The 5,470-nt window shown below is 73.6% G+C and carries 5 protein-coding genes; 3 read left to right on the top strand and 2 right to left on the bottom strand.

The window, feature by feature from the left end:
• A partial coding sequence (locus tag L0H79_RS20260; protein ID WP_301486447.1) for a zinc-binding dehydrogenase occupies positions 1–458 on the top strand: 458 nt, incomplete at its 5' end.
• 25 nt (positions 459–483) lie between these two features.
• Here the strand turns inward: L0H79_RS20260 and L0H79_RS20255 are convergent.
• Both L0H79_RS20255 and cofD read right to left on the bottom strand, forming a co-directional pair.
• Positions 484–1,530 carry a coenzyme F420-0:L-glutamate ligase gene (locus L0H79_RS20255; protein WP_301486446.1) on the bottom strand — a complete coding sequence of 349 codons (1,047 nt, stop codon included), beginning with the start codon at positions 1,528–1,530 and terminating at the stop codon, positions 484–486.
• Positions 1,527–2,507 carry a 2-phospho-L-lactate transferase gene (gene cofD, locus L0H79_RS20250; protein WP_301486445.1) on the bottom strand — a complete coding sequence of 327 codons (981 nt, stop codon included), beginning with the start codon at positions 2,505–2,507 and terminating at the stop codon, positions 1,527–1,529. The genes L0H79_RS20255 and cofD overlap by 4 nt, the downstream gene beginning before the upstream one ends.
• 206 nt (positions 2,508–2,713) lie before the next feature.
• Between cofD and L0H79_RS20245 the strand changes: the two genes are divergently transcribed.
• A complete protein-coding gene (locus tag L0H79_RS20245) occupies positions 2,714–2,977 on the top strand; it encodes a WhiB family transcriptional regulator (protein WP_301486444.1) in 264 nt (87 codons plus the stop codon).
• A 43-nt stretch (positions 2,978–3,020) separates the two neighbouring features.
• On the top strand, positions 3,021–5,470 hold a 2,450-nt coding region (locus L0H79_RS20240), incomplete at its 3' end, for a glycosyltransferase family 2 protein (RefSeq protein WP_301486443.1).

Raw genomic sequence — 5,470 nt, 5'->3', positions numbered from 1 at the left:
TCATCCAGCTCGGTCACGCCGCGGGTCTGCGGATGTGGGCGACCTCGCGGGACATGGCGCGAGGTGAGCGGGCCCTCTCCATCGGTGCCGACCGCGTCTTCGAGTCGGGGTCCCGGCTGCCGGAGCGGGTCGACGCGGTCATGGAGACCGTGGGGGCCGCGACGTGGTCGCACTCGGTCAACTCGCTGAAGCCCGGCGCGAGCATCGTCATCGCCGGCGCGACCTCGGGCTACGACCCGAGGAAGGGTGAGCTGAACAAGATCTTCTTCAAGCAGCTGAGGGTGATCGGCTCGACGATGGGTACCCGCGCCGAGCTCGCCCAGCTCGCCGCCTTCGTGCAGACTGCGGGCATCGAGCCGGTCGTCGACTCGACCATCCCGCTGCAGCAGGCTCGCGACGGCTTCGCGCGGGTCGTCGACGGGGACGTCTTCGGCAAGGTCGTCCTGACGGTCTCCTGACCGGTCAGCGCGCGCTCGTGCCCCGTCAGAGGGGCTCGAGCGACACCTCGACCGCGCGGCCGTCGGCGCTCGGCAGCCCGGCCCTGCCGACCAGCGACTCCGAGGCCAACGCCACCTCGAACCGTGCCAGCAGCCGCCCGAGACCGTACGGGCCGTCGGCCTCGAGGCGCACCGACGCGTCACCGATGTCGGCCCGGCCGTCGGGCACACCATGCAGCGCGAGCGCCACCGCGCGCCGCACCGCCTCGTCCTGGGTCCCCGGGGTGGCCGGCGGGATGCCGACCGCTTCCGAGTCCGCCGACCCCGGCTCGACACCCAGAGCTGCGCGCACCGCCTCGACCCGGCCGAGCGCGAACCAGTCGCCCGGCCCGGTGCGCACCAGCCGGGCCGCCCCTGCCGTCCCCGACCCGGCACCGGTGACCAGGTGCGCCAGCCCGCGAACGACGGCCGCCGGCACCCGGCTCGCCTTGCCCTTGACGAGGTCGGCCGCGGCCGCGATCTCGTCGGCGACGGCGCGCGTGGTCACGTGCAGGGGCCGCCCGTCGGCGTCCCGGCCGCCCCGGAGGTCCTCGGCTACGGCCACCCCGTGGGCGCCGAGCGCGAAGTCGGTCTGGCCGATGCGCCACGGACGCCCGGCGGTGTCGCTGAGCACGACACCGAGCCGGACCCCGTGCCGCCCGGTCAGCGCCGCATGCAGGTCTCGGCACACCGCGTCGGGATCGGCAGGGAGCAGCAGCCACCCCCCACGCTCGCCGGTGTTCGACCCGTCGACCCCCGCCGCGGCCATGACCGGCCCCGCCACCGAGTGCACGACCCGCGTGACGCGGCCGTCGACGGCCCGCTCGGCCACGACCGAGCAGGTCTGGGAGGCGACGAGGGCGTCCTTGTTCGTCGCGTCGCTGACGAGCCCGAGTGCCTTGGAGGCGATCTTGCTCGAGACGACGACGATGTCGCCGTCCATCAGGTCGATCCCCGAATGCCGCAGCCCCTCGTCGAGCAGTGCGGCGAGGTCGTCGCCTCGGTGCACCTCCGCTATGCCGTTCACCGCGGTCACCCTCACCGGCTCGCTCACGTCGCGCTGTCCTTCGCAGCGAGCCGAACGCCGAGGTCGAACGCCGCGCCCGCGATGTCGGCGGCCGCCTCGAGCGACGACATGAGCAGCGGCCGGGCCGTGACGACCGGCCGCATCCGTCCTGCCATCGGGTCGGCGTCGTCGACGAGCCAGCCGTCGAGGAAGTCGGCGTAGAGGCCCGCCACCGCCTCGCTCGTCGAGGCGACCCCGATCGTGCGGAGGCACACGTCCGCGTGGCCCCGGACCGGCCGGCCGCCGATGAGCGGAGAGACGCCCACGACGGGCGCCCGTGCTCCCCGAAGGGCGTCGCGGACGCCGGGGACCCCGAGGATGATCCCGATCGAGACAACGGGGTTGCTCGGCGGCAGCAGCACGACGTCGGCCGCGCGGATCGCGTCGAGCACTCCCGGTGCCGGCGTGGCCCCGTCCAGGCCCGCCACGACGAAGCGTTCGGCCGGCAGCGCTGCCTGATGTCGCACCCACCACTGCTGGAAGTGGATGGCCCGGGAACCGTCACCCTCGTCGAGCACCACGTGGGTCTCGACGGGCGTGTCGGTCATCGGCAGGAGCGTGACGCGCCGGTCAGGCAACCCCCAGCGGGAGGCGAGGCGCGCGGTGACCCCGCTGAGCGGCATACCCTGCGCGAGGAGCTGGGAGCGGTAGATGTGGGTGGCGAAGTCCTTGTCGCCGAGGCTGAACCACGTCGGTGTCGCGCCGAGCGCGGCGAGCTCTGCGGCCACGTGGTGGCTCTCGTCCGCGCGCCCCCAGCCCTGTCCCTCGTCGACGGCGCCACCGAGGGTGTAGAGCAGCGTGTCGAGGTCCGGGCAGACGCGCAGCCCGAAGAGCGTGATGTCATCGCCCGTGTTGCCGATGACGGTCAGCTCGGCGGCCTCGTCGCCGGTGCGCTCGAGGTGGTGCAGCAGCCCACGGAGGAACCGGGCACCACCGACCCCTCCGGCCAACGCGGTGATTCGCATGCCTTAGATCCTCTCAGGATGTGAAACGGGGGATCTCGCCGGTCTGACGGCCTCAAATATCAGATTGGGGCTTGACTTCAGGGGTATGACACGCTTGTAATTTCATTGTTGTCTTCTTGTCCGGCTCCCGGACGGGCGTCGGCCAGGAGGCGGCAGCCAGTAGGCGGCATGCAGTGCAGACACGAGTTCAGGGTCGAGGAGAGGTCATGCACGAGATACTGCAGGTGCTGGACGACGGGACGGATGAGGGCGAGCTCTCCTGGCAGGAGCGAGGGCTCTGCGCGCAGACCGACCCGGAGGCGTTCTTCCCGGAGAAGGGCGGGTCGACGCGCGAGGCCAAGAAGGTCTGCGTCAACTGCCCCGTGCGTCAGGAGTGCCTCGAGTACGCCCTCGCCCACGACGAGCGTTTCGGCATCTGGGGCGGCCTGTCCGAGCGGGAGCGCCGCAAGCTCAAGAAGCGCGCCGTCTGAGGGACCGCGGCTCCGGGCGCACGCCCGACCGACGGATACCACCGTGCCCGACGCGCTGACCACGACGTCCTTGACCACTCCCGCCGGGGCGGGAGCCGTTGCCGCGCCCGAACCTCCCGTCTCGCAGCGTTGGCCCGCCTCGCACCTGGCCGAGGTGTCTGTCGTCCTGATCCTGCGCGACGGCGCGTCACGGCTCACCGAGTGCCTCGACGCGCTCGCCCGACAGACCCTGAGCCCCCGGCGCGTCCTTGCGGTCGACCTCGCCAGCAGCGATACGTCGGTCGCCATCCTGCGAGCCCACCAGCCGCTCCGACGGGCGGTCCGCGACATCGACCTCCTCGAGCTGCCGGCTGACACGCCTCCCGGCCGAGCCGTCGACCGCGCGGTCACGAGCCTGCCGCGCAGCGCGGGCGTGCGCCAGCTCGTATGGGTACTGCGCGACGACGTGGCGCCCCGGCCGGAGGCGCTGGCACGCCTCGTCGAGGCGCTGCTCCGGTCCTCGTCCGTCGGCATCGCCGGCCCCAAGCTCGTCGAGTGGGACGACCCGCGGCGGCTCGTCGAGCTCGGCCTGCAGGTGACCCGAAGCGGCCGACGCATCGCCTCACCGGCTCACGGCGAGGCTGACCAGGGCCAGCACGACGGTCGCACCGACGTGCTGGCCGTCGGGCTGAGCGGCATGCTGGTCGACCGTGCCGTCCACAGCGATCTCGGGGGCTTCGACGAGAGCTTCGAGGGGTACGGCGCGGCGCTGGACTTCGGCTGGCGCGCGCAGCTCGCCGGCCACCGGGTCATCGTCGTGCCGAGCGCAGTCGTCCGTGACGCATCGACCACCGCTGACGCCCGTCGCCCTGGTGACCCCTCCGCGGCCGAGGTGCTCCGTCGCAGCCGTCGGGCCACCCGCCAGGTGGCGCTCGCCCGATCGGCACCGCTCGCGGCTCCCTTCCTCGGCATCTGGATCGCCCTGTCGAGTCTCGTCGCCGCAGCGACCCTGCTCGTGGCCAAGCGTCCGCGACAGGCGTGGCGAGAGCTCTGCGACGTCGGCTCCCTCGCGCACCCGTCGGCGGTCACCGCGGCCAGGTGGCGAGGTCGGCCGACGAAGCGACTACGCCACGACGACCTCGCCACCCTCTTCGTGTCTCCTCGCGAGGCCGCCCGCACGACGCTCGACCACATCCAGGAGGCGATCACCCCGGAGAGGCAGCGTCACCACCCGGCCGTGCCGAGCCTCGAGACCGGTCCGGTCGCCGAGGAGTCCGAGTCGCTCGACGTCCTGCCGGCCTCCCTGCCGCGCCGGATCGTGACCCATCCGGGGTTCCTCGCCGTCGTCGCGGTCCTCGTCGCGACCATCGTTGCCTGGCGTGACCCGATCCGTGCCGGTGCCCTGTCCGTGACCCATACCGGGGTCGCCGGTGGGGAGCTGTTCCCCGTCACCACCGGCTCGTCCGGCCTGTGGCACGCCTTCCGTGACGCCTGGCACGGGTCCGGGCTCGGCAGCGGTGGCGCCTCGGCACCCGCGCTCGCGGTGCTCGCCGCACTGACCTGGCTCGTCGAGCTCGTCCCGGGCATCGACGTGGGCCGGTCGCCCGCGGGCGTCACCGTCGCCTGGCTGCTGTTCCTCGCACCCGTGCTCGCGACGTGGTCCGCCTATCGCGCCGCGCGGGTCGTCTCGTCGTCCCGCGCTGCACGGGCGCTCGCCGCGGCTGCCTGGGGCCTTGGCGCAGTGGTCACCGTGGGCGTCGTCGAGGGCCGGCTCAGCGCGGTCGTCGTGCACGTCCTGCTGCCGTTCGTCATCGCGGGCTTCGCGCTCGCCGCGCGCGGTGACGGCACCTACACCGCGACCTTCGCGACGGCTCTGGCCACCGCGGTCGTCGGTGCCTTCTGCCCCCCGCTGCTCGTCGTGTCGGCCGTCGCTGCGCTCCTGCTCGTCCTGCTCGGGCCCGGGCAGCGCCGGGTCCGCGGGCTCGTGCTCCTGATCGTCCCGACGGCACTGCTCGGTCCGTCCGTACTGCGCTTCGTCGCAGACCGGCGCCTGCTCCTGTCCGGCCCGGGCCTGCTCGACACCGGCCCACCCGACCGCCTCGTGGGTCTCGCCCTGGCCCAGCCCGACGCGGCCCTCACCCCGTGGATCTGGCTGGCCGCTCCGCTCGTCGCACTCGGCATCGTCGGGTATGCCGTTCAGGCCCGCTCGCGGTCGGTCACGGCAGGCCTGTGGTCCGGCGTCGCAGTCGGGCTGGTCGGCCTCACCCTCGCCGTGGCCGGCGACCGCATGGTCCTCGGCACCGCGGCGACCGGGATCGGGAGGTCGGCACCCGCCCGGCTCTGGGAGGGGGTGGGCCTGCAGCTCTGGCTCGCCGCGCTGCTCATCGGGCTGCTCGTCGGCGGTCGCGTCGTGCTCGCGGGCCTGCGCCGTCCGCGGCGACGTGCGCCCCTCGGGCTCGCCCTGGCAGCCGTGGTCCTCGTCCTCGCGGCGGTCGTCGGCGGTGGGGTGCGCTG

The sequence above is a fragment of the Intrasporangium sp. genome (genome assembly GCF_030452765.1).
Taxonomy (GTDB): Bacteria; Actinomycetota; Actinomycetes; order Actinomycetales; family Dermatophilaceae; genus Intrasporangium_A.
This window is presented reverse-complemented; position numbering and strand designations above follow the sequence as displayed.